Origin of the sequence: Pseudomonas onubensis, from assembly GCF_965653655.1 — a bacterium.
Lineage (GTDB): Bacteria > Pseudomonadota > Gammaproteobacteria > Pseudomonadales > Pseudomonadaceae > Aquipseudomonas.
Genome location: NZ_CBFHAZ010000107.1, coordinates 1 through 22,160 on the forward strand (window position 1 = coordinate 1; position 22,160 = coordinate 22,160).

Annotated in this window: 19 protein-coding genes; 12 read left to right on the forward strand and 7 right to left on the reverse strand. The window is 60.6% G+C overall.

Going from position 1 to position 22,160, the window contains the following annotated elements; translation table 11 throughout:
* Positions 1–204 precede the first annotated feature (204 nt).
* Both ACTD9P_RS24805 and ACTD9P_RS24810 read right to left on the reverse strand, forming a co-directional pair.
* Positions 205–972: a siderophore-interacting protein gene (locus tag ACTD9P_RS24805; RefSeq protein ID WP_438869762.1), complete on the reverse strand. Its 768-nt coding sequence runs from the start codon at positions 970–972 to the stop codon at positions 205–207.
* On the reverse strand, positions 969–1,478 hold the full coding sequence (locus ACTD9P_RS24810; RefSeq protein WP_438869763.1) for a PadR family transcriptional regulator: 510 nt from the start codon (positions 1,476–1,478) through the stop codon (positions 969–971). The genes ACTD9P_RS24805 and ACTD9P_RS24810 overlap by 4 nt, the downstream gene beginning before the upstream one ends.
* Positions 1,479–1,971: 493 nt before the next feature.
* On the opposite strand from ACTD9P_RS24810, the gene ACTD9P_RS24815 reads away from it, so the two are divergent.
* From ACTD9P_RS24815 to ACTD9P_RS24835, 5 genes are all read left to right on the forward strand, one after another.
* Positions 1,972–2,469 (forward strand): CS1 type fimbrial major subunit, encoded by a 498-nt coding sequence (locus ACTD9P_RS24815; protein ID WP_438869764.1) that lies wholly within the window; start codon positions 1,972–1,974, stop codon positions 2,467–2,469.
* A gap of 113 nt (positions 2,470–2,582) precedes the next feature.
* Complete coding sequence (locus tag ACTD9P_RS24820; RefSeq protein WP_438869765.1) at positions 2,583–5,105, forward strand: CS1-pili formation C-terminal domain-containing protein; 2,523 nt, start codon at positions 2,583–2,585, stop codon at positions 5,103–5,105.
* A gap of 22 nt (positions 5,106–5,127) precedes the next feature.
* A complete protein-coding gene (locus ACTD9P_RS24825) occupies positions 5,128–6,372 on the forward strand; it encodes a hypothetical protein (RefSeq protein ID WP_438869766.1) in 1,245 nt (414 codons plus the stop codon).
* A 60-nt stretch (positions 6,373–6,432) separates the two neighbouring features.
* On the forward strand, positions 6,433–7,191 hold the full coding sequence (locus tag ACTD9P_RS24830) for a molecular chaperone (protein WP_438869767.1): 759 nt from the start codon (positions 6,433–6,435) through the stop codon (positions 7,189–7,191).
* A gap of 5 nt (positions 7,192–7,196) precedes the next feature.
* On the forward strand, positions 7,197–7,679 hold the full coding sequence (locus tag ACTD9P_RS24835; protein ID WP_438869768.1) for a CS1 type fimbrial major subunit: 483 nt from the start codon (positions 7,197–7,199) through the stop codon (positions 7,677–7,679).
* Between the two features lie 49 nt (positions 7,680–7,728).
* On the opposite strand, the gene ACTD9P_RS24840 is transcribed toward ACTD9P_RS24835, so the two are convergent.
* Positions 7,729–10,812 (reverse strand): transglycosylase domain-containing protein, encoded by a 3,084-nt coding sequence (locus ACTD9P_RS24840; protein ID WP_438869769.1) that lies wholly within the window; start codon positions 10,810–10,812, stop codon positions 7,729–7,731.
* A 377-nt stretch (positions 10,813–11,189) separates the two neighbouring features.
* Here ACTD9P_RS24840 and ACTD9P_RS24845 point away from each other — a divergent pair, with 377 nt between their 5' ends.
* Entirely contained in the window at positions 11,190–12,602 is a 1,413-nt protein-coding gene (locus tag ACTD9P_RS24845) for an amino acid permease (RefSeq protein ID WP_438869770.1), read from the forward strand.
* 46 nt (positions 12,603–12,648) lie between these two features.
* On the opposite strand, the gene ACTD9P_RS24850 is transcribed toward ACTD9P_RS24845, so the two are convergent.
* From ACTD9P_RS24850 to ACTD9P_RS24865, 4 genes are all read right to left on the reverse strand, one after another.
* A complete protein-coding gene (locus ACTD9P_RS24850; protein WP_438869771.1) occupies positions 12,649–13,773 on the reverse strand; it encodes an OpgC domain-containing protein in 1,125 nt (374 codons plus the stop codon).
* Between the two features lie 132 nt (positions 13,774–13,905).
* Complete coding sequence (locus ACTD9P_RS24855; protein WP_438869772.1) at positions 13,906–14,202, reverse strand: cupin domain-containing protein; 297 nt, start codon at positions 14,200–14,202, stop codon at positions 13,906–13,908.
* Positions 14,203–14,267: 65 nt separating this feature from the next.
* Positions 14,268–15,887, reverse strand: coding sequence for an FMN-binding glutamate synthase family protein (locus tag ACTD9P_RS24860; RefSeq protein ID WP_438869773.1), 1,620 nt, complete (start codon positions 15,885–15,887; stop codon positions 14,268–14,270).
* A 29-nt stretch (positions 15,888–15,916) separates the two neighbouring features.
* Complete coding sequence (locus ACTD9P_RS24865) at positions 15,917–16,681, reverse strand: helix-turn-helix transcriptional regulator (protein ID WP_200434444.1); 765 nt, start codon at positions 16,679–16,681, stop codon at positions 15,917–15,919.
* Between the two features lie 93 nt (positions 16,682–16,774).
* Between ACTD9P_RS24865 and ACTD9P_RS24870 the strand changes: the two genes are divergently transcribed.
* The 6 genes from ACTD9P_RS24870 to ACTD9P_RS24895 all read left to right on the forward strand — a co-directional run bounded on the left by ACTD9P_RS24870 (position 16,775) and on the right by ACTD9P_RS24895 (position 22,068).
* On the forward strand, positions 16,775–17,596 hold the full coding sequence (locus ACTD9P_RS24870; RefSeq protein ID WP_438869775.1) for a carbon-nitrogen hydrolase family protein: 822 nt from the start codon (positions 16,775–16,777) through the stop codon (positions 17,594–17,596).
* Positions 17,597–17,785: 189 nt separating this feature from the next.
* Positions 17,786–19,111 carry an APC family permease gene (locus ACTD9P_RS24875; protein ID WP_438869776.1) on the forward strand — a complete coding sequence of 442 codons (1,326 nt, stop codon included), beginning with the start codon at positions 17,786–17,788 and terminating at the stop codon, positions 19,109–19,111.
* Between the two features lie 99 nt (positions 19,112–19,210).
* A complete protein-coding gene (locus tag ACTD9P_RS24880) occupies positions 19,211–19,483 on the forward strand; it encodes a type B 50S ribosomal protein L31 (protein ID WP_058421518.1) in 273 nt (90 codons plus the stop codon).
* 167 nt (positions 19,484–19,650) lie between these two features.
* Entirely contained in the window at positions 19,651–20,991 is a 1,341-nt protein-coding gene (gene nosR / locus ACTD9P_RS24885; protein ID WP_438869777.1) for a response regulator c-di-GMP phosphodiesterase, NosR family, read from the forward strand.
* A 166-nt stretch (positions 20,992–21,157) separates the two neighbouring features.
* A complete protein-coding gene (locus ACTD9P_RS24890) occupies positions 21,158–21,568 on the forward strand; it encodes an NUDIX hydrolase (protein WP_438869778.1) in 411 nt (136 codons plus the stop codon).
* Positions 21,562–22,068, forward strand: coding sequence for a GNAT family N-acetyltransferase (locus tag ACTD9P_RS24895; protein ID WP_438869779.1), 507 nt, complete (start codon positions 21,562–21,564; stop codon positions 22,066–22,068). The genes ACTD9P_RS24890 and ACTD9P_RS24895 overlap by 7 nt, the downstream gene beginning before the upstream one ends.
* Positions 22,069–22,160: the final 92 nt, after the last annotated feature.

Consider the following 22,160-nt stretch of genomic DNA (forward strand, 5'->3'; position numbering starts at 1 on the left):
CGAATGCGGTGTATCAGTGACAGATGAATTGACTGACCCACCGCATTCGCGAGCAAGCCCGCTCCCGCATTTAGACCCAGTTGCATCAGGCAGATAGGCTTTGCCTTGCACTTGATCTGGCTTTTGATTCAACCACTCAGGTCGGCTGATGCGGCGACCCGACAAGCCAGCTCCCACATTGGAGCTTCAGTGGGCTTGAGGGCTTTACTCCTCTTCGCTGCCCTCGGCACGCCAGTAACCCACGGCCTTGAGGAACTCCTCATTGATCTTGTGCGTGTCCAGCAACACGCGGCGCACCTGGCGCGACAGCTTGGTTTCCGTCGCGACAAAGCTGTACAGCGAGCCGCTCGGCAGGGTCAGGTTGCGCACGGTTTCAAGCAGGTCGTCGTGGCCGCGCACCACCCAAATCACCTGCACATCAGCGGCACTGTTGAGTGGCTGCTGCTCCGCGTTGTTGGCGATTTCAATCACCGCCAGCACCTTGCGCCCGGCCGGCAATTCTTCCAGGCGCCGGGCGATGGCCGGGATCGCGGTTTCATCCCCGATCAGCAAGTAGCTGTCGAAGATATCCGGCACGATCATCGAACCCCGCGGGCCGCCGATGTACAGGTGCTGGCCGACCTGCACCTGATCGGCCCAGGTGGACGCAGGGCCATCGCCGTGCAGCACGAAGTCGATATCCAGCTCGCCGATGCTCAGGTCGAAACGCCGTGGCGTGTAGTCGCGCATGGCCGGTTGCGGGCCGTCGCCCTTGATGTTGAAGGTCGGGCTTTGCAGCGCGGCCTGTTCGGCGGCGTTCTGCGGGAACAGCAACTTGATGTGGTCGTCACTGCCCAGGCTGATAAAGCCGGCCAGTTCCGGCCCGCCCAGAGTGACGCGGCGCATGCGTGGGGTGATGTCGACCACCCGCAGCACTTGCAGGCGGCGGCGTTTGATTTCGTGGGTAACACGATGGATAGCTTGAGTATTCATTGGTCTTTCCCGTCGGCAATGGCTTGAGCGGTGCCGTTGAGCAGCGCCGCGACACGAACGATTTCTTCCGGGCTCCAGCGCCCGTGGTGCGAATGCAAGGCGTGACGCAGGTTATGCACCGCCTCGTGGATTTCCGGTGGGCGGTCATGGCCACGCAGCGAGCGCTTGCTGACGTCAATGCGCATGCGCACGCCATCCAGGGCAACGGCTTGCTCGCTTAAGAAGAGACGACCGGCGTCGGTGATTGTGTAGTGTTTTTTTCCGCCGGCGGTGTCACCGCTGACCAGCTCGCTTTCTTCCAGAAAGGTCAGGTTGGGGTAGATCACGCCGGGGCTGGGGCTGTAGGCGCCGTCGAACAAGCTTTCGATCTGGCGGATCAGGTCGTAGCCGTGGCACGGCTGTTCGGCGATAAGCGACAGCAGCAGTAATTTCAGGTCGCCTGGGGCGAATACACGCGGGCCGCGGCCGCCGCGTTTTTCAAACTCGCCGCGAGGTTCGTGTCTCATGGGGTCGTTCTCCGTACAGGTTTAGATATAACTTAAGATATATCTTATGCCTGGCACCAGCCTCTGGCGACCAACGGTCATCCACGCTCCTTGGGCCGCTGTCTTTCGCACGTTAAATCCATCCCATGGCTATTAGTGGGTTTTAGAGTTACAACTTTAATTAGAGCTAACGCTCGAACTTGTATCGCACGTCAATGTTTAATGGGCTATTGTTGGTCGTGTAGTATTGTTCTGACAGAATGTTTTTTTGCTCTTTTTAAGCCTGTGGCTTAATTCCTACAGCTGTATTTTAAGTTTTGGCAAAATGCCATCTTTTTCATGCGTCCCCTGTTTACAAGGGCTACGCGCATATTCGAATACGCCTGCATACCTGTTTTTAGTTTGAGTGGAACATTGCTTGGCATTGCGCAGTTTATCTAGCGGCAATGTAATTCGTCGTTAAGGCGTTCCTTGGCGATGAAACAATCAATGTTGCTAACTACAGGAAATGACCATGTTCAAGAAGTTTGCTATCGCTGTTCCCCTGGCTGTTCTGGCGCTGTCTTCCTCGGCAACGGCTTTTGCTGCCGGTGAAGCCAGCCACACCGTCAACCTCAAGGCAAACATCCCGACCACCGTGTTCCACGCACAGCCGCGTGACCCGAACTGGGGCCGTGACGAAACCATGAGCTACAACCTGGTCAGTGGTGAGCTGGCCCCTCTGAGCGCCATCTACGACATTAAAAACACCAATGGTTCGGTTCACGCTTACATCGAAGGCGGCCCGGCTGTGCTGTTCAACGGTGATGCTGCGCAGAACATTCCTGTCACCACCACCCTCAATGGCGTGACCCTCACCGGCGCTCCGCAGGAAGTGGTTAACGAAGCCGACTCCACCCCAGGTGTAGGGGCAGAAATGCGCATCTCCGCGGCCAAGCCTAACGCCACTCAGCGCGGCGCCTACACGACCGTGATCCCGGTGGTGTTTGACGCGGTATTGCCAGCACTTTGATGTCATCCGAGGCCCGGTAACCCGGGCGTTGGTTTGCAGGTCGGCAGACTTCCCTCCTCGGTCTGCTGGCCTGGTTTTTCCTCCGGTTTTTTGGCATTCAGAGTGTTTCGTCCATGTTTCCGATGACGCCTATCGCGGCTGCGCTTGCGCTGTTGATGTGTTCGAGTGCCTTGGCCGCACCTGCTGCCTCGGGCACTTCCACTGCCGGCAACCTGCTTAACCAGGCCCAAGGCCTGCCCGCCGGGTTTGCCGATCATTTTTTCGACGTGCCGCTGGCGGTACGCATAGACCTCGACCAACAACTGCTGGGCGAAGCGCTGATTGTGTTGACCCGCGATGATCGCGTCACCCTGCTCGAATTTACCGACACCGGTGACAGCAAAGTCCCGGCGGCAACGCGTGATACCTGGCAAGCCCTGTTGGAGAAAGGCGTGGCGCTGGGGGCCTGTACCCAGTCCTGCCCGGAAAAAATGCTCTCGGCGTACTACAACCTGGAAAACTCTCAGCTGGCGATCATCACCCAGGATGTTGAGCTTAACGACGATGCCCCGCGTTTCTACCAACAACCGGAAGGCGGCAGCCTGGGGCTGATCATCAACAACCAGCTCAACCTAAACGGCGGCCAGGAAAACAGCCTGGGTGGACGCTACGGTTTGCAGGCCAGTTCCAGCCTGGGCAATTGGAGCCAGGTGTTCAACCTGCAGTTGGCACGCCAGAGTGGCGATAACGAACAGATGCGCCACGCGATCCACGAGCTGTATACCCAGCGAGAAATGGAAGGGCAATTTTTCCGCCTTGGACACTTCACCCCCAATTCCGACGGCCTGACCCGTCAACTGCGTAGCTTCGGCGCCAGCCCCGACACCGCGTTGGGCCTGATGTACGGCAGCTCCGACAGCCTGGCGATCAATAACGCCAAGCCCAGCGTGTACCCGATCTATGTCACCGCCAACCGCCAGGCGGCCGTGGAGATTTACCGCAACGGTTTGTTGATCAATACCCAGGCAGTGGCCGCAGGCTTGCAAACCCTCGACACCCGCCCACTGCCTGGCGGTATCTACGAGGTGGAAGTGCGTCTGGTGGAAGACGGCCTGACCACCAGCACCACCCAGGAACTGGTGTACAAACCCAGCAACTGGCGCAACGCCGAAGACCCCTGGCGCTACAACGTGTTTGCCGGGCGCGAGACCAAGCTGTTCAGCAACTGGGATGAGCAAGCCTCGGGTGCAATGACGGCCGGTGCCTCCGTCAACTACCTGCTGCACCCACGGGTGATCCTCGGCCTGTCGGCACGCCAGGTGCGTGAGCAACTGCAATATGGCGGTTCGGTGGACTGGACGGTGGCCAACAACACCAGTCTCTACACCAACCTCTACCAAACCCAGGAGCACGGTACCGGCATGGACTTGCAGGCGCTCTACACCCTGGGCGCCACCAACCTGGTGTTCAGCCACAACCGCAGCTGGCTCGACACCCGCGACACCTACGAAACCCTGCCGGACGGCACGCGCCTGCGCCGCAATACCTTCGTCGGCGAAGCCAGTAACACCTCGCTGTCGGTCAACCACCGGCTCGATGCGAAAAACACCCTGAACATGCGCCTGTCCCATAGCGAAGGCAATGTGGAGGGCGCCGGTATCGACCTGGGCTGGAGTCGCCATGACAACCTGTTCGGCAGTGATGCCAACTGGCGGTTCTCGGTGTTCGACCGGCCCGGTACTTCCGGCACCAACGACGCGCGCAATCGTGGCGTGGACGTGAGTGTCAGCGTGAATCTGGGCAGCGACGGCCGGCAGATCTCCGGCAGCATCGGCACGCGCACCGCCCGCGACGGCGGGCGTGACAACAATGCCTCGGTGACCCTGCGCCAAGACCTCACCGACCATTTCCTGCAAAGCGTCTCGGCCACGGCAATCACCGACACCTATGGCGTCGGCCTGTCGGGCATGGCCAGCTTCAATACGGAGGCGGTCAGCGGTGACGGCTTCGTACAGCGTAGCTCCTTCAACGGCGACCTCAGTGGCGGCTTGAACCTCAACAGCACCTTCGTCGCCGGTGCCGGCAAGGCGTTGCTCAGCAGCCAGTACCAGGGCAACGGTGCCGGCATGATCATCGACGTGGAAACCGACCTCGACGACATTGCCCTGCGTGCCGACGACATGGGCGGAGGCAGCACCCTGCTGCGGCCAGGGCGCAACTATGTGCCGGTCTCCGCCTATAAAAGCAGCAGCGTGGCCTTCGACTTTGAAGGCAACCATCCGCCGGCGGCGAATATCCAGCCGACACGCGCCAGCTACCACTTGAACAAGGGCGGCGTGGACTACCGCAAAGTCACCGTGATGAAAACCGTCACCGTGCTGGGTCGCCTGCTGGATGAGCGCGGTGAGCCGCTGCGCGGTCATCACGTGATCAATCACGCCAGCCGCGGAGTCAGCGAAGTGGACGGGTTTTTCTCCATGGAAATGAACACCGGCGTGCCGACGCTGCAAGTGCGTTATCAAAACCAGCTGCGGTGCCAGTTCCGTCTCGACCCGAGCAACGCGCGCAGCGAAAACGATGTGCTGATGATCGGCGACTTGCGCTGTACGCCGGACACGCTGGCCGAGGCTACCCACAACAGCGAAACCGCCGGTTGACGGCGGTTTGGACCGGACTCTTATGACCTTGATCACTGCAACCAAAAAATGGCTGGGGCCTTGCGCACTGGCGCTTGGGCTTGGCTGGACGAGCCTGCCTGTGCAGGCGCTGGAGCAAAATATCTCGGCGGTGTTTCGCCCGGACCCGACCAACCCCATGGTCAATAAATTCCAGAACACCACCCCGCACAGCGGCATCTGCGCCTGGCACGTGCCGGCGCTGTGTGAGTCACTCAACACCTTCAGTATTCGTACCGACGCGTTGGCGTTTGACTCGATCGCGCAAATTGAGCCGAACCATGAGGACCCGCGCAAAGGCGCGTATTTCAAGGTGCCTTCCGCCTGGCGCGATGTTCAGGTGACTCATGTCGCCACGGGCGAGCTTGAAACTGTACAAATGCGCATCGCCGGCTTCGGTGGCCGATGGAGCTTGAGCGGGGGCGCCAGGGTGGGCGTGTGGTCCAACAATGGCAACTCATGGGACTATCCTTGGCGTTACGGCGTGGGGGATTGCCGAGGCGTCCAATACATAGCGGCCGCCATCAGTTATGTACTGTACTTTTGGACTATTCCGGAGAATGCGGGGGCTTGCAATGTGGTCCCCAGCCTGCCCATACCAGGGATGCGATACAACCCTGTCGAGTATGGCTATGAACTCAAGACCCCCAATCCGCTGGGCATGGCCAGCGGTGAGTATCGCGGTTCGGTCACTTACAGCATTGGCCCGGGCGGGGATTTTGATCTTGGCGATGTAATGATGCCTAACGACAACGCGTTGACCTTCAACTTCACCCTGTCGGTCGAACACAACCTCAAGGTAGACCTGCCACCCGGCGGCAACCGCATCGAGCTGCTGCCCGAAGACGGCTGGCAGGCCTGGCTCAATCGCGGTCGGCAACCCTCCAAACTGTTCCGAGACCAGACCTTCGTTATCTCCGCCAGCGGGCGTTTCAAGATGCAGCTCGAATGCAGCCTGGCCATCGGCAATACCTGCGGCCTGCGCAATGGTGCGGGAGATGAGGTGCCGCTGCAGGTCGGTGTGACCCTGCCCTTTGGCTTGCAAGACCAGTACGGCCAGGCAGTGAGCAACTTGCCCTTGCGCCTGGACGGCACAGGTACCGAGCTGTTCCAACCGGGCCACTACGTCAATAACCGCCCGGCCCGCCTGCACTTTGCGGTGGAACGAGACGACGTGAAAGAAATGCTCAAGCATCCGGGCAGCACCTACACCGGCGTGGTCACGGTGATCTGGGATTCGGAAGTTTAGGCGGGCATTTACCGCACATCAGCCGCTGGGCTGGGTTCAATCAATAAGGCGTAATCAAACATGAAACATGCAGTTTTATCGGTCGGGCTGTTGCTGTTGTCACTGACCGCTTATGCGGGGCCGGCGATCAACGTCGGGGTGGTATATGACTACCTGGAGGGCGATCGCAGTTCCTACCTCAAGCGCGTTTACAACGGCGGCACCAGCACCGCATTTATCAAGGTCAATGTGCTGGAGATTATCTATGACGCCGACGGCACATCCAGGGAAGTGCCGATAGCGTCGATGACCGACGCCAATGGCGCGGCCACCAATCGTGACGGCCTGATGGCCAGCCCGGCGCGGATGATCGTGCCGGCGGGTGGGCGTCAGGGCACCCGTTTGCTGTACATGGGCCAGCGTGACAAGGAGCGTTACTTCCGCGTGCGCTTCATCCCGGTGGTGCCGGAAAAAGAAGACGACTTTGCCGTTACCGATGAAGAGCGTGCCGACTACAAAGACGCGCTCGCGGCCGGGGTTAACGTCATGGCCGGTTATGGCACGGTGTTTTTCGTGCGCCCGCAGAACACCCGCTTCGATACACAGATCAGCGAGACCGCCAGCCGATACACCGTACGCAACGCCGGCAACAGCGTGGTGGTGCTCGATGAGTTCAGGGACTGCTCAGTGGCGAAAAAGTCCGACTGCGAAGCCACCACCAAGCACCATATTTTGCCTGGCCGCCAGTTGGTGCTTGAGCGAAAGCCCGAGCGCCAGCTCAGCTTCCAGTTGATCGAAGGCCGCGACAAAAAAACGATGACGGTCAACAGCAACGGGTGATGACAATGTTCAAGCAACTGATGGCCTTGGCGGTACTGACGACCCCGGTGTTTCTGGGCGAGCCGGCGCAGGCGTTCCAAGAGCGCCACAGCTTCGATGTGTCGGTGACCATTCCGATCGAAGAAGCCTATGTACTGCCTTCCGAGCCTGACTGGATGGGGCATGATCAAGTATTGGCGTGGGACTTGGCCACTGCTCGGCTGGGTCGCCTGCGCAAGAACTTCGATGTAAAAAACATCAATGGGGGGGTGGCTGCGCGCCTCGGCGATACCCCCTACTTGTTGAGTGGCCGCAACCGTATCGAATTGCAGGTCCTGTTCAATCGGGTGCCACTGACGCTGGATTCGACCCTGGTAGTCAGTGCCGACGAAGCGCGCACGGGCCGTCGCGCCGAACTGGAAATCGCCGCCATTGAACCGGTGGACGGTTACAGGGGCGGCGAATACTACGGCACGGTGCACCTGCTGTTTGATTTTCCGGCGCCTTGACAGCTTGTACGCGAAGGCGGCATGCCCCACACCACTCCAGGCGCTTCGGTCACGCCCCGTGGCACTGCATGGCGCTGGTGCCTTGCAGGTAAGGCGTCAATATCGGTGCCATACCTTTGAGCACCTGCACGGGCAGGGCCGAGGTGAACTTGAAACCTTGCGCCGAGCTGCCCGGCACGAATGCGGTGAGCGTGCCGAAGTAGCGCTCGCCCATGTAGAACACGAACGTGGCGGTGCGGTTAATGGCTTTGGAGCTGATCACGCGCCCACCGGCGCCTATCGCTTCGATGCGGTTGTCACCGGTGCCGGTCTTGCCGCCCATGGCCATCGGCGTGCCGTCGGCCTGGGTGAAACTGCCCGAAACACGCTTGGCGGTGCCCGCATCCACCACTTGCGACAGCGCCCCACGCAACGCGGCAGCCACTTCGGACGGCATCACCCGGGTACCCGGATCGGGCGTGTTGACCACCCGGGTTTCGTAAGGTGTGTCGGCCGCAAAGTGCAGGCTGTCGATGCGCAGCACTTTGCCGCGCACGCCGTCGTTGAGGATGATGCCCATCAGTTCGGCGAGGGCGGCGGGGCGGTCGCCCGAACTGCCGATCGCGGTGGCCAGTGAGGGTACCAAGTGGTCGAAGGGGTAGCCCACCGCTTGCCAGCGCTGATGAATATCCAGGAAGGCCTCGATCTCCAGCATGGTCCGGATGCGGCTGTCACGCGCGCTCTGGTGGCGGCTTTTGAACAGCCAGCTGTAGACCTCCTGGCGTTCGAATTGGCTGGCCTTGACTACTTCGCTGAAGGTGGCGCCCGGGTGGTTGAGCAGGTAACCGAGCAGCCACAGGTCCAGCGGGTGGACCTTGGCGATATAACCTTGGTCGGGTAAATCATAGTGGCCTGGGCCGTAATCTTCGTACAGGCGTTGCAGGCGTTCGTCGGTGGTCTTGGCCGTGACCAGATGGGCACGCACAAAGTGGTTGAATGTGTCCTGATCGGCTTCGGGAAACAGGTAGCGGTGCACGGCCGCCAAACGGATTGCCGTAGGGTGCAGGCCATCGAGAAAGGTTTCCAGGCGCGCCTGGGTGTCTTTTTTCTGGTACTTCTTCCAGAACTTGAGCAGGAAGGTGGTGCCTTCACGATCGGCGAATTGGGCCAGGTACTCCTGGCGCCGAGGGTCGTCGTCGTCCTTGAGCAACTGGGCACTGTTGTTGGCGCCGGCGTAGGTGACGTAGCGCTCCAGGTCACGCATCAGGCGAATGAACGGCAGGTTGATCGACTCGCGCAACGCATCGCGCAAGGTCGGGTTGCGACCGTTGTCTTCGTTACGAAAGTTGTGAAAGTGATGCAGGCCGCCGCCGGTAAAAAAGCCTTCGTTGGGGTTGGCCGAGTAGGTACGGTCGAGGGCGGCGGCAAGCATGGTGGCCAGGGATTTGTCCGTGGCCTGGCTCAGGTAGTCGACCGCCCAGCGGCTGATACGGTCCGGCTCGCCAACCTCGACTTTTTTCAAGGCGGCCGGTGTTTGTGTGGCGTAACGAGCATGCAGCTCGCTGATGATTTGCAGGTAAGTGGTGAGCACCCGCAGCTTGGCCGTAGAGCCCAGTTCCAGCTTGCTGCCTTCATTGATGTCGAAGGGTTGGTCGGTGTTGTCGGTTTGCACGCGCACGCGCGAACCCTCCGGGGTCAATTCGAACAAGGTGAAGCTGTAGCGCACCTGAGGCGTGCTGGCGGACGTAAGCAGGCGTTCGCCGAGCAGGCCGATTTTGCCCGCAAACGCGGGGTCGGCCAGTTGCTTGAGGTACTCGGTGGCCTGGTTTTGCAGCTCGGCTTGCAAGGTGCTGGTGGCCGACAGGTCCAGGCGATCGAGGTCGTACAGCGGGCGGTTGAGCAGGGCCGAGAGGCGGCTGCGGGCGACGCTGATGCCCTTGTTGGTGTCGACGGTTTGCAGTGTCGGCTGTTGCTGCCAGTCGCGGTAGGTGACGTGCGCGGTCAGGGCCGCCTTGAGCAGTGGCGGGTCGATCACCGCGTTCTGCGCCAGCAGGCGCAGGTGGCTGTCGGTCAGTTGCGCCAGCTCTTCATGACCGTTGGTCAAGTAATGGGAGGGGCGGCGCTGGGCGATCATCAACGACAGCACCTGGCGCAATGCCAGGCCTCGCTGCGCCAGGGATGCCGCATCACGCTCAGTGCCGCTCAGGGCCAGGTTAACCTGTTTGAAGTCGGCGCCGTACCACACGCGTAAACCCTCAGCCATGCCGTGTACTTCGCCATGCCCCGGCACGGCGGACAGTGGCACGCTGTTGAGGTAATCACGCACGATGTTCTGGCGTGCCACCTGGGTATCGGGCCCTGCCTGATAGGCCCGCACACCGGCGGACAGCATCTGGCGCAATTTCTCGCTGCCCGACAAGGTCAGGCCATCGGGCGAGTGTCGGTATTTTTCCAATTGCGTCGCCAGCGTACTGCCGCCGGCACTCTGGCCCGGCAGGTGCAATACCCGCGCGACTTGCGACCAGGCCGCCATGGCAAAACGCGGCCAGTCCACGGCCGGGTTGGCGTGGGGCTGGGCGGGGTCGAGCAGGTCGCGGTTCTCGATAAACAGCAGGCTGCTGACCACCAGCGGCGGGATCACGGCAAAGCTTGAGTACAGCTGCTGCGGGTATTCGAACTCATACAGGGGCAAGGCACGACAGTCGGTGATGGAAAGGCCTGCCTGAATTTTCTCTGGGTAAGGCACGAAGAGGCCGCGCCCGGTGTAAGCCATCAATGCCGGCGAAAACTGCACCTGGGACTGGATCACATAACCGCGTTTGAGCAGGCGCGGCAAAAAAGTGCCAAGGTCGCTGTAACCCAGGCGGCGGTCGAACGGGCCGGCGCCGGGATAAACCATCGCCTGGCTGGGGCCGGGCTCCAACCGGTAAGTAAGGTCGTGGGCCAGGCGGCTCAGTTGCCGTGCTTGCAAGTGAGAGGTGCGGATCTCTTTGGCGGCTGCGAACCCCAGGGCAACCAACACCATCAACACAATCAGCCAGAACAGGCGCCGCCCATAACGGGGCGTGGGCTTGTCTTCGGGTAACGGCGCTGGGTCCGAACTGCCGTGTAGTTTCGCAGCCTTGGTCGATTCGGTGTGCCACAGAGCGCCCATAGTCGATTGATCCCTGCACGCAGATTGATCGGACTTGCTTGAAGCTTAGTCGCTGGGCGATAGGTGTGAGGGAATTGTGATTGGAGGGGAATCTTCTTGGAGGCTGCGTGAATACAGGGTGGGTTGCGACGTTTTGTCGCTCAGCGCAGGTAAGATGCTCCTGTAAAGTGGCTTTTTAACCAACTCTTTCACTGAATTACCTGGTTTTTATAGTGAAAGACCCTGCTCCTGGCTTTTTATACTGCATGCCCGCTGATCTTGCCCGGCAAGAAGGGCCCGTCCATGAGGCGGCCCCGGTTTCGACAAGGGCGCAGGCTTACCGGCCTGCTCCTGGAAACTCGACGGACAATCCAATAACAAAATGAGGTTGTATCCCTATGCCTGTCGGCAAACCACTGCCCCCTGGCGAGGCCGCCCAAGGCGGCCCGCTCAAACGCGAACTCGGTGAACGGCATATCCGCCTGATGGCCCTGGGCGCCTGTATCGGCGTCGGCTTGTTCCTGGGTTCGGCCAAGGCCATTGAAATGGCCGGCCCGGCGATCATGCTTTCCTACATCATCGGCGGCCTGGCCATTCTGGTGATCATGCGCGCGCTCGGTGAGATGGCCGTGCACAACCCGGTGGCCGGTTCGTTCAGCCGTTATGCCCAGGATTACCTCGGCCCTCTGGCGGGCTTTCTTACCGGTTGGAACTATTGGTTCCTGTGGCTGGTGACCTGCGTTGCGGAAATCACCGCCGTGGCGGTGTACATGGGCGTCTGGTTCCCCGACACGCCGCGCTGGATCTGGGCCTTGGCGGCGCTGATCAGCATGGGCACGATCAACCTGATCGCGGTGAAGGCCTTCGGTGAGTTCGAGTTCTGGTTCGCGCTGATCAAGATCGTCACCATTATTGCCATGGTGATCGGCGGCGTCGGCATCATTGCGTTCGGCTTCGGTAATGACGGCGTGGCGTTGGGTATTTCCAACCTGTGGGCCCACGGCGGCTTTATGCCCAATGGCGTACAGGGCGTGTTGATGTCCTTGCAGATGGTGATGTTCGCGTACCTGGGAGTGGAGATGATCGGCCTCACCGCCGGTGAAGCGCGCAACCCGCAGAAGACCATTCCCAGTGCCATCGGCTCGGTGTTCTGGCGCATTCTGCTGTTTTACGTCGGCGCGCTATTCGTGATCCTGTCGATCTACCCCTGGAACGAGATCGGCACCCAGGGCAGCCCGTTCGTGATGACCTTTGAGCGCCTGGGCATCAAGACTGCCGCAGGCATCATCAATTTCGTAGTGATCACCGCTGCGCTGTCCTCCTGCAACGGCGGCATCTTCAGCACCGGGCGCATGCTCTACAGCCTGGCGCAGAACGGCCAGGCGCCAGCGACCTTCGGCACCACCTCCAGCAACGGCGTGCCGCGCAAGGCGCTGCTGTTGTCGATCTTCGCGTTGCTGCTGGGCGTGTTGCTCAACTACCTGGTGCCTGACCAGGTGTTTGTGTGGGTGACCTCCATCGCCACCTTCGGCGCGATCTGGACCTGGCTGATGATCCTGCTGGCCCAGCTCAAATTCCGCAAAGGCCTGAGCCCGGCCGAAGCGGCGGCCCTCAAGTACCGCATGTGGCTGTACCCGGTCAGTTCCTACCTGGCGCTGGCGTTCCTGGTGCTGGTGGTGGGCCTGATGGCGTACTTCCCGGATACGCGCGTGGCGCTGTATGTGGGGCCTGCGTTCCTGGTGCTGCTGACGGTGTTGTATTACGTGTTCAAGTTGCAGCCGACCAATGCGGCGGCACGCTCCGTAGCCTGACGGCCTGGCGCACAACAAAAAGCCCCTTGATCGGGGCTTTTTGTTTTCAGGCGGTGGTCATGCGTGTCGATTGGTCCAGCCGTTTATTGAACTCCAGCCAGGCGCCCAACATCGCCATCAAGGCAACGCCCACAAGCGCGGTAAAAATCTGCATGGCAAAGGCATCGCCGGCCATGGCGTTGACCATGTCCGCCAATGGCGCCAACAACACGCCAAGGCAGAACACTTCCAGCGAAAAGCGGCCCATCCGACAGGTCTGCTGTGCCAGCCAGTTTTGCGTCCAGGCACGCCCCGGCAACAGTTTGGCGGTGACATAGGCCAAGGCCAGGAAATGCAGCAGACGCACCGGCGACAGGTCGGTCTTGCTGATCGGGTACAACAGTTCGCTGAGCGCGTGCGGCATCAATGCGTCATGCACATCGGGCCAGCGCCAGCCGATCGTGATCACGCCGGCCATCAATGCGTAGGTCGCGGCCATCATGAACAACGGCTGCCGCAGCAGTGGCCGCTTGTCCTGCGCGCGGGGTTGTTGCCCATGAATCGCCGCCGCGCCACCCAGCACGAACAGGAACTGCCAGGTCACCGGGTTGAAGTACCACACCCCGTCGGCAATCGCGGCCAGGTTCCAACCCAGGTGTGGCGCCAGCAGGTACACCGCCATCGACACCGCGACCACCCACAAGGTTTTGCGCAAGAGCCACGGCAACACCAGCGGCAGGCCGGCCAGCAGCACGATATACAAGGGCAACGGGTCCATCAGGTTGGGCTTGAAGCGCAGCAGCAGTTCATCCACCAAGGCTTGCTGTGGTTGTGTGACAAAGTGCGTCAGGCCCATTTCCTGCACCAGGTCGCGGGTTTCCACATGGCTGTTGGCGAAGAACACGATGCCCATCAGCATCGCCAGCAAGAAGATATGCACCACGTAAAGCACCCAGGTGCGCCGCAGGATCTTCAGGCAGGCCATCCAGTAGCCTTCGCGTTGCAAGACCTTGCTGTAGGCCAGCACTGAGGCATAACCGGCAAGGAATACAAACACTTCAGCGGCGTCGCTGAAACCGAAATTACGCAGGGTGATCTGGCCGAGTGGGTTGTGGGGGACGTGATCCCAGAAGATAAAGATCAACGCCAGGCCCCGAAAAAAATCGATGCGCGGGTCGCGTCCGTTCAGCATGGCAGCGGGCTCTTGAACAGGGGTTTAAGTCATGACAGGCGAATGCGCGTGTTGTCACACGCCGCACGTCGGGCGGGCGCAGGTTGGCGGTATTTGTAAGCAATTGCAAAGGCTGGGTATTACTGAATGTCTCTAGACATCGATGACGACCAAGGTGCCGCAGCTACCGGGGCTTACAGCATGAGGAGTGCCGGCTTCTACCAGGTACATCTGGCCGGCAGCCACGTGTATTTGCTCGGTGCCGATGCTCAGGCACAACTGGCCGCTGACCACCAATAACCCCTCATTGTAGGCATGGGTTTCCTCTTCATAAGCCTGCTCATCCATACGCAACACCTTGATCCGCGCTGGGCCAACCTGGCCCAGGCGCGTGGATTTCCAACTGTCGGGCAGTTGCGCGGCAATGGCGCTGAAATCGAATAACGGCATGTGAAGCTCCTTGTTTCAACAATGCCGTCGGTGGTCCGGTTCAGCGGTCAAGAGTGTTCGGATATTTATGCGGCAGCCACTTCCTGCGGCTCAAAACTGTCGGCCCGCGCCATCTGCCACATGCGCGAATAGAACTCGCCATTCACCTCGCCTGTAAGCAACTCGCCAGGCTTGAGGAACACATGCAGCTGCGAGAACAGTTTGATTTCGGTTGCCGACATGCGCCGTACCAAATGCTTGGCCGAGAGTTGCGACGGATGATCCAGGCCGGCCGCAGCGAGCATTTCCGCCAAGGCGTGCAGCGTGTTGCGGTGGAAGTTGAGCACGCGCTGGGCTTTGTCGGGCACCACCAGCGCACGCTGGCGCAGCGGGTCTTGGGTGGCTACGCCAGTCGGGCATTTGTTGGTGTGGCAGCTTTGCGACTGGATGCAGCCGATGGCGAACATAAAGCCGCGCGCCGAGTTGGCCCAGTCTGCGCCGATGGCCAGCACGCTGGCGATATCGAAGGCACTGACGATTTTGCCGCTGGCGCCCAGCTTGATCTTGTCGCGCAGGTTCAGGCCCACCAGGGTGTTGTGCACAAACAGCAGGCCTTCACGCAGCGGCACGCCGATATGGTCGGTGAACTCCACCGGCGCGGCGCCGGTGCCGCCTTCCTTGCCGTCGACCACGATAAAGTCCGGGAGGATGCCGGTTTCGAGCATGGCCTTGGCGATGCCCATGAACTCCCACGGGTGGCCCAGGCAGAACTTGAAGCCCACCGGTTTGCCGCCGGACAGTTCACGCAGTTGCGCGATGAACTGCATCATCTCGATCGGTGTGGAAAAGGCACTGTGGCGCGACGGCGAGATGCAGTCCTCGCCCATCATGATGCCGCGCGTCTCGGCGATTTCCTGGGTGACTTTGTGCTTGGGCAGGATACCGCCGTGGCCGGGCTTGGCACCCTGGCTCATCTTGATTTCGATCATGCGCACTTGCGGGTTCTGCGCCTGCACGGCAAAACGTTCCGGGTCGAAACGGCCGTCGCTGGTGCGGCAGCCGAAGTAGCCGCTGCCCAGTTCCCAGGTCAGGTCGCCGCCGTTTTCGCGGTGGTAAGGGCTGATGCTGCCTTCGCCGGTGTCATGGGCAAAGTTGCCGAGCTTGGCGCCTTGGTTCAACGCGCGAATCGCATTGGCGCTCAACGAGCCGAAGCTCATGGCCGAGATATTGAACACCGAGGCCGAGTAAGGCTGTGTGCACTGCGGGCCGCCAACCATCACGCGAAAGGCGCTGGGATCGCCGAGCGGCGCCGGGCGCATGGAGTGGCCGATGAACTCAAAGCCCGATTGGTACACATCGATCAAGGTGCCGAAGGGTTTGTCGGCGGTTTCGTTCTTGGCGCGCGAGTAGACCAACGAGCGCTGGGCCCGGGAGAAGGGCAGGGCGTCGCTGTCGGATTCGAGCAGGTATTGGCGGATCTCCGGGCGGATGGCTTCCACCAGGTAACGGATATTGCCCAGGATCGGGTAGTTACGGCGCACCGCGTGGGGGCTTTGCAGCAAGTCGAAAAGGCCGATCAGGCTGAGGACGCCGGTGACCAGGGTGATGGGCCACAGCCACTCATGTTCGATAAAAGGCAGGCTGGCGAGGGTAAAAATGACGCACACGGCAAAGAAGGCGTAACGGCTTAGTAACGACAGGCTCATACGGGTTTCCTTGGGTTCGGACTCATCGGCTAGGCGTTTTGCGCCTGAAGAAAGATCGAGAACAGCTCCGACTGGGATTTGATCCCCAGCTTGCTGTACATGTGTTTCTTATGGACTTTCACGGTTTCAACAGAGATTTCCAGCTTACGGGCGATTTCCTTGCTGGAGCAACCGCTGAGCATCAAGCGGCCTACATCCAGCTCGCGGGCAGTGAGTTGTGCGCCCCAGTCATCATTTTGAATCGGCGGTTGCGGCGCGCTCACCTGGTTCAGTTCATGGGGCAGGCGCTGGCGCAGCAGGCTCACCACCCACGGCTGGATCAGTGACAGCAGGGCAATTTGCTGTGGGTCAAAGCGCTGTTTCGAACCCAGCGACAGGCACAGGGTGCGCCCGTCCGGCAGGTGGCAATTGAACTGGATTTCATCGGCCACCACATTCAGGCGAAAGTAGCGCTGGTAGTACTCGGTCAGCTCGAAATGCTCCGGCGCCACTTCCGCCAGGCGCAACAGGCCGGTGCGCGCGTGTTCGCGGCTGGCGATGTAGAACGGGTCGAGCAGGTACAGGCCGTTGAGGTAGTCCTGGAACAGATGGTCCGGCGTGCCGTCGGCACCTGGGCATTCGGCGAAGACCAGCGGTCGGTGCTCACTGCTGAACAGCAAGGCGACCCAACTGTCAGACGGTACGTATTGGTCCAACAGCCGCACCAGTTGGGTCCAGAAATTGGGCTGGTCGAGGGCGTCTATCATTTGCCCCACCGAACGGTGCCAGGCGATGTCTTGCAGCGTCATGCTCATCAATCTACCCCTATCGGGTTACCCCGGCCGCGTAATTCCCTGGCCGGTGTTGGCTGCGCATACTGCGGCACAGATAAAGAACAAGGAATACCCATGAAGGTCGAATTTGCCCAATTGGCAGGCCGCGATAACGGTACAGCTTACAACCTTGAGCGTGCCTTGGCGGCCATTGCTGCGTGCGCCGCCGACACGCAACTGATCGTCTTCCCGGAAACCCACCTGATGGGCTTCCCGTCGTCCGAGGCCGTCGCCGCTATTGCCGAACCGGTGGATGGCCCAACCGTACAAGCGGTTATCCAGGCCGCCCGTGCGCGCAATATCGCCGTGGTCATCGGCATGGCCGAGCACGACGGTGGCCAATTTTATAACACCACCTTGCTGATCACGCCCGACGGCATCGCCCTGCGTTATCGCAAGACCCACCTGTGGGCTTCGGATCGCGGCGTATTCACCGCCGGTGATCGTTACGCCACCTGCCTGTGGAACGGCGTGCGCGTCGGCCTGCTGATTTGCTACGACATCGAGTTCCCGGAAACCGCCCGCGCCCTGGCGCAGTTGGGCGCTGAACTGCTGATCGTCACCAACGGCAACATGGACCCTTACGGCCCCACGCACCGCACCGCGATCATGGCCCGCGCCCAGGAAAACCAGGCGTTTGCGCTGATGGTCAACCGGGTTGAAGAGGGTGACGGCGACCTGTTGTTCGCTGGCGGCAGCGCCCTGGTGGACCCGATCGGCACTTTGTTGTTTGAAGCAGGGCGTGAGGAAGGGCAATTCACCGTTGAGCTGGATCTCGAACAATTGGTGGCAGCTCGCAAGGACTACCGCTACCTCGATGACCAGCGCTTGAAATTGCCCGGCGAGGTGATTGAGCGCAGCGATGGGACGCGCGAATTGCTGATCCCCCAAGCTTAAGACTGGCCCCTTGTGGCGAGGGAGCTTGCTCCCGCTGGGGCGCGTAGCAGCCCTAAGATTCTGGGGCCGCTGCGCAGCCCAGCGGGAGCAAGCTCCCTCGCCACAAAAGCGACATCAATCATAAAAACAGCGTTCGCTTCACCGACTTCAGTTCTGCCATAAATCTAATAAATCAGCGGAGAATCGCTCATGGCTCGTTTGCAACGCACCCTGTCGTTAGGGTCGGTGGTGCTGTTTGGCATCGCCTATATGACGCCGATCATTGTGCTCGGCACCTTCGGCATCCTCGCGCAATCCACCGGCGGTATGGTCCCGGCCGCTTACCTGGCGGCCCTGGTGGCGATGTTCTTTACCGCCATGAGTTATGGGCGTATGGCCCAGGCTTTCCCGGTGGCCGGTTCCGCCTACAGCTATGTGCGCAAGGCCATCAGCCCCAAGCTGGGCTTTATCGCCGGTTGGGCGGTGTTGCTCGACTACCTGTTTCTGCCTATGGCCATCTGGCTGATTGGCGCTGCGTACCTGCATTCGGCGTTCCCGACGGTGCCGCAGTGGGTTTGGGTGCTGGCCTTTATTGGTGTCACCACAGCAATCAACATCATCGGCTTGAAGCTCGCCAACGGTATCAACGCGCTGCTGATGCTGGTGCAATTTCTGGTGCTGATCGCGTTTGTCGCGCTGTGCATCCACTACATCGGCGGTGATGCGAGCAAGCCACTGTGGACGCTTGCACCCTTCTTCAACGGCCAGATGCACATGCCGCTGATCATGAGCGGCGCGGCCATCGCCTGCTATTCGTTCCTGGGCTTTGACGCGGTCAGCACCCTCACCGAAGAAACCCGCGACCCACGTCGCACCATCCCACGGGCGATCATGTTGATCACCCTGATCGGCGGCCTGATCTTCGTCGGTGTCTCGTACTTTGTGCAGATCGCCCACCCGTCGTTCGAATTCGTCGATGTGGATTCGGCGGCCTACGAGATTGCCCGCAACGTGGGCGGCGACCTGTTTGTGTCGATCTTCCTGATCGGCCTGATCGTCGGCCAGTTCGCCTCGGGGCTGTCGGCCCAGGCCAGCGGTTCGCGGCTGTTGTTTGCCATGGGCCGCGACGGCGTGTTGCCCAAGTCGTTCTTCGGCACCTTGCATGCGCGCTTCGGCACGCCGGTCAACAGCATCCTGTTGTGTGCGGTGGTGGCCTTGCTGGCGTTGAAACTCGACGTGACCACCTCTACTTCATTCATCAACTTCGGTGCGTTCCTGGCGTTCAGCCTGGTGAACCTGTCGGTGATCTTTCACTACTGGATCGGCGCCAAAGAGCGCGGTGTGCGTGAGCTGATCCTGTTCCTGGTATTCCCGACCATCGGCCTGTTGGCGGACGTGTGGCTGATGGTCAGCCTTGATCACTTGGCGATTTACCTGGGCGCGGTGTGGTTGGCGATTGGCTTGGTGTACCTGGGCTTTCTCACGCGCGGTTTCTCCAAGCAACCACCGGAAATGGACTTCAAGGAAGCGGCATAGAAGCAGCCGGCCTACTCTTATTGCAATCGGTTCTCGTTTGGGTGCATGATTTGTGTTACTGTATAACACCTAATCGCACCCAGACGCCCCGGAGGCCTTATGAAAGCTGGTATCCATCCCGACTACCGCACCGTGCTGTTCCACGACACCGCCGCCGACGTGTTCTTCCTGATCGGCTCCACCGCTGACAGCGATCGCACCCACACACACAGCGACGGCAACACTTATCCATACATCCCGCTGGACGTTTCCAGCGCCTCGCACCCGATCTACACCGGCCAGCAGCGCAAGACCCAGGTCGAAGGCCGGATCGCCGGGTTCAACAAGCGTTTCGCTTCGTTTGGGTCGAGCCCGAAAAAAGCCGAGGCGTGAGGCGTTTGTGTTTTACCTCGAAGGCCGCTGCCGTTTCTGGAGCGGCTTTTTTTGTATTGATGTCGTAACGCCATCATTTTTCCGAAAAACCGACTAAACTACTCGGTAAACGCCAGGAAGGCAGACCCAGACCATAAGGACCGCACACCGACGATCCGAGGTGTCCCATGGGAGAGCCCGTTACTTTCACCGATGCCGACCGCCCCGTTGTGCTGTTGATTGACGCCCACACGGACGTATTGCACAGCCTCATGCAGTTGCTGCGCCTGGAACCCTTCGAACTGCTCAGCGCCACCTGCGCCGCCGACGCCCTGGCGCTGCTCGCCAGCCAACCGATCGACCTGGTGATGAGCGCCGCACGCCTGCCGGACATGGACGGCGCCTCGTTGCTGGCGCACATCCACCAACACTACCCACACACCGTGCGCATCCTGCTGACCGGCGAGACCGACCTGACGCTGATCATCAAAGCCATCAACGAAGGCCAGATCTACCGTTACCTGAGCAAACCCTGGAACGATGAGGAATTGCTGTTGGCCCTGCGCCAGTCCTTGGCTCACCAGCATTCCGAGCGTGAACGCGGGCGCCTGGAACAGCTGATCCAACAGCAGAACGATGAACTCAAGCAGCTCAATGCCAGCCTGGAAAAGCGCGTGGTCTCGCGCACCAGCGAGCTGCAGCAAACCGCCGACATGCTTGACCTTGCCTACGAGGAGCTCAAGCACAGCTACGCCACCGGCACCGAAGTGTTCTCGCTGCTGGCCAACCTGCGCCTGCCGCGCGCCAAACAAACCAACCGGCAGATCATCGAGCTGGTGCGCACCTGGTGTGTGGCCCACGGCGTTGATGAAGCGAGCAACCGCGACCTGACCATGGCCGCCGCGCTTTACAACATCGGCAAGCTGAGCTGGAGCGACAGCATGATGGCCTCGCCTTCGGACCTGCTGCACAGCAGCGACCGTGAACGCTACCGCGCCTATGCCACCCAAAGTGAATCGCTGTTGATGACCCTGGAGCCGATGAAAGATGCCGCGCGGCTGATCCGCCATCACCAGGAACGCTGGGATGGCAGCGGGTTTCCCGACCATCTCAAGGGCGAAGCGATTCCCGCCGGTTCGCGCCTGCTCAAACTCGCGGTGGACTTTATCGAGCTGCAAAAAGGCCTGATCCTCGAGCGCCAGATGAACAGCGACGAAGCGCTGCTGTACATCCGCAAGTACGCCGGCAGGCTGTATGACCCGGTTATGGTCGAAGACTTTGTGCTGGTGTGCGCCACCTACCTCAATGACGTGACCCTGGGCGACCCCAGCGTGAAAGTGCTGGGTACCCGCGAGCTGGCCGAAGGCATGGTGCTTGCGCGCAACCTCAATGCCGACAACGGCATGTTGCTGCTCAATGCCGGCAAGGTGCTGAACCTGCCGTTGGTGGACAAGTTGATTGCGTTCGAGACCATGGAAGGCGCGCGCTATAGCGTATTTATCAAAGAAGACGCGATCATCCCAGGCTGAACACAATCAAAAATGTGGGAGCGGGCTTGCTCGCGAATACGGTGTGTTAGTCATTACATCTGTAACTGACACACCGCTTTCGCGAGCAAGCCCGCTCCCACAGTGGATTGCGGCGTGCTTGTGACCGTGTGATCCTTGCGTCTTTACCTTCAAGGAAGACTTTTGCATGACCTCCACCATCCGCATCGCCGCCGCCCTCTTGATCGGCAGCGACGGCCAAACCCTGCTGGTGCGCAAACGTGGCACCCAGGCCTTCATGCAGCCCGGCGGCAAGATCGATGCCGGTGAGCAACCTGTCGAGGCGCTGGCCCGTGAGCTGTATGAGGAACTGAACCTGCGTATCGCCCCGAGTGACGCTGTGTACTTGGGCAACTTCTCGGCGCCCGCCGTCAACGAGCCGGGCTTTACCGTACAAGCCGGGCTGTTCCGAGTACACATCGACGTGCCGGTGACGCCGGCGGCCGAGATTGAAGAAGTGCGCTGGATCGACCCGGCCGGTGAGGGTGGTTTGCACCTGGCGCCGTTGACCCGCGATTTGATCCTGCCGTTTTACCGAAAGTCGCTCACTGCATGCTGATTCGCAAGCTGGGGGCGAATGACGCCGAGGCTTATCGGGCGTTGATGCTGGAGGCTTACGGTGCCTATCCCCAGGCGTTTACCTCCAGCGTGGCGGAGCGCGCGCGGATGCCGTTGAGCTGGTGGGAAAAGCGCATTGAGAGCCCACTGGATTACTTGCTTGGCGCCTTTGACGAGGGCGTCCTGGCCGGCATTGTCGGCCTGGCCTTCGAACCTCGGGAAAAGGCCCGGCACAAAGTGACGCTGTTCGGCATGTACGTGACCGAGGCTTATCAGCGCAAGGGCCTGGGCCATCAGTTGGTGGAGGCGGCGCTCGATGCCGCGCGACGCCAGCCCGGCGTTAAACTGATCCAACTGACCGTCACCGCCGGCAACGACGCCGCCTTCGCGTTGTACCAGCGCTGCGGTTTTATTCAGTACGGCCTGGAGCCGTTGGCGGTGCGGGTGGGGATCGAGTACTTCGACAAGATCCATCTGTGGCGTGAACTCAGAGCCGACTGAAATTCCATAGGGGAACCATAGTTCTGTGTGGGAGCTGGCTTGCTCGCGAATGCGGTGGGTCAGTGACAGATTAATTGACTGACCCACCGCAT

What these genes read in the sequence shown, in the direction of transcription:
- ACTD9P_RS24805 (WP_438869762.1), bottom strand. Translation starts at nt 972, where the DNA reads ATGAATACTCAAGCTATCCATCGTGTTACCCACGAAATCAAACGCCGC.
- ACTD9P_RS24810 (WP_438869763.1), bottom strand. Translation starts at nt 1,478, where the DNA reads ATGAGACACGAACCTCGCGGCGAGTTTGAAAAACGCGGCGGCCGCGGC.
- ACTD9P_RS24815 (WP_438869764.1), top strand. Translation starts at nt 1,972, where the DNA reads ATGTTCAAGAAGTTTGCTATCGCTGTTCCCCTGGCTGTTCTGGCGCTG.
- ACTD9P_RS24820 (WP_438869765.1), top strand. Translation starts at nt 2,583, where the DNA reads ATGTTTCCGATGACGCCTATCGCGGCTGCGCTTGCGCTGTTGATGTGT.
- ACTD9P_RS24825 (WP_438869766.1), top strand. Translation starts at nt 5,128, where the DNA reads ATGACCTTGATCACTGCAACCAAAAAATGGCTGGGGCCTTGCGCACTG.
- ACTD9P_RS24830 (WP_438869767.1), top strand. Translation starts at nt 6,433, where the DNA reads ATGAAACATGCAGTTTTATCGGTCGGGCTGTTGCTGTTGTCACTGACC.
- ACTD9P_RS24835 (WP_438869768.1), top strand. Translation starts at nt 7,197, where the DNA reads ATGTTCAAGCAACTGATGGCCTTGGCGGTACTGACGACCCCGGTGTTT.
- ACTD9P_RS24840 (WP_438869769.1), bottom strand. Translation starts at nt 10,812, where the DNA reads ATGGGCGCTCTGTGGCACACCGAATCGACCAAGGCTGCGAAACTACAC.
- ACTD9P_RS24845 (WP_438869770.1), top strand. Translation starts at nt 11,190, where the DNA reads ATGCCTGTCGGCAAACCACTGCCCCCTGGCGAGGCCGCCCAAGGCGGC.
- ACTD9P_RS24850 (WP_438869771.1), bottom strand. Translation starts at nt 13,773, where the DNA reads ATGCTGAACGGACGCGACCCGCGCATCGATTTTTTTCGGGGCCTGGCG.
- ACTD9P_RS24855 (WP_438869772.1), bottom strand. Translation starts at nt 14,202, where the DNA reads ATGCCGTTATTCGATTTCAGCGCCATTGCCGCGCAACTGCCCGACAGT.
- ACTD9P_RS24860 (WP_438869773.1), bottom strand. Translation starts at nt 15,887, where the DNA reads ATGAGCCTGTCGTTACTAAGCCGTTACGCCTTCTTTGCCGTGTGCGTC.
- ACTD9P_RS24865 (WP_200434444.1), bottom strand. Translation starts at nt 16,681, where the DNA reads ATGAGCATGACGCTGCAAGACATCGCCTGGCACCGTTCGGTGGGGCAA.
- ACTD9P_RS24870 (WP_438869775.1), top strand. Translation starts at nt 16,775, where the DNA reads ATGAAGGTCGAATTTGCCCAATTGGCAGGCCGCGATAACGGTACAGCT.
- ACTD9P_RS24875 (WP_438869776.1), top strand. Translation starts at nt 17,786, where the DNA reads ATGGCTCGTTTGCAACGCACCCTGTCGTTAGGGTCGGTGGTGCTGTTT.
- ACTD9P_RS24880 (WP_058421518.1), top strand. Translation starts at nt 19,211, where the DNA reads ATGAAAGCTGGTATCCATCCCGACTACCGCACCGTGCTGTTCCACGAC.
- nosR (WP_438869777.1), top strand. Translation starts at nt 19,651, where the DNA reads ATGGGAGAGCCCGTTACTTTCACCGATGCCGACCGCCCCGTTGTGCTG.
- ACTD9P_RS24890 (WP_438869778.1), top strand. Translation starts at nt 21,158, where the DNA reads ATGACCTCCACCATCCGCATCGCCGCCGCCCTCTTGATCGGCAGCGAC.
- ACTD9P_RS24895 (WP_438869779.1), top strand. Translation starts at nt 21,562, where the DNA reads ATGCTGATTCGCAAGCTGGGGGCGAATGACGCCGAGGCTTATCGGGCG.